Origin of the sequence: Limnospira sp. (assembly GCF_051859755.1) — a bacterium.
Classification (GTDB): domain Bacteria; phylum Cyanobacteriota; class Cyanobacteriia; order Cyanobacteriales; family Microcoleaceae; genus Limnospira; species Limnospira fusiformis.
In genome coordinates this window covers 1-932 of the sequence record NZ_JBIMLI010000372.1, presented here as the reverse complement: position 1 = coordinate 932, position 932 = coordinate 1, and the positions used below count along the sequence as shown (strand labels likewise).

At 39.5% G+C, this 932-nt stretch carries 1 protein-coding gene; it reads left to right on the top strand.

Going from position 1 to position 932, the window contains the following annotated elements:
• Positions 1 to 244: 244 nt before the first annotated feature.
• Entirely contained in the window at positions 245 to 661 is a 417-nt protein-coding gene (locus tag ACTIE0_RS24705; protein ID WP_006669234.1) for a hypothetical protein, read from the top strand.
• Positions 662 to 932 lie beyond the last annotated feature (271 nt).

The window sequence follows — 932 nt, the reverse complement described above, 5'->3', positions numbered from 1 at the left end:
GGCTGGCATTTTTGGTCTTCTTAGTCATCTCGTCCTCTCCATTATACGTCCTAAGTGTTCTGTCTTGTGCTATATCTCGCCACGCTAACCCTCAACCCCCCGAGAACCGCCCTAGGGGAAAAAGCCCAAAAATTATCAATCATAGGGTCTGGGAAATGTCCCCCTTTATCCACAGGGCTAAGTCGGGAGGATAGCCCAAAATATTCCGTAACCAGGATAACTGCTACAACTACCAGGAGAAATTATGTCCGATATAACTAAAGAAGAAATGCGCGAAAAATTAGCTAATATTGAGCAAATTCGCGATATTATTTTTGGTTCTAATATCCGGGAGTTTAATAACCGCTTCGAGAAAATGGAGTCGGATTTATCTAGGCTTCAGCAAGAATTTCATGATTATGCGCAACAGCTAAAAAGTGTTTTTTCGACTGACATTAGGGCGACTAACGAAGCCTTTGATAAAAAGTTTAAATCTCTAAGTACAGAGAGTAAAGAAGAAGCCACGGAACTGCGACAGCATCTTGAGAGAATCAATCGTAAGTTTTCTAACAGTATTGAATCTTTGGATCAATCTCTGGATACTCAAACTAACCTGCTCCGTGATGAATTCAACCAAACTAGCAAACTAGAGATAGGTTGCAAGAAGACTTTAGGAATTTAACAAGTGAGGTATTTTAACAACTTTATCAACGTTTGTCGATGAGGGGAAATGACAAAGTTTCTAAACATGATATGGCATAAATACTGTGGGAAATGGGGATGAAGCTAAAGGGGACGGAGTTTGTGCCACAGCTTCAAGATGCGGCGGATACTAATATGTATACTGATATTTAATTGCTGGAATCTAATGATAATTACAGCCTTTATCTCAATCATTAAGCACAGTAACAACACTTGGTAAACCAGTTATTCAAACACTGTAAATCCACAAG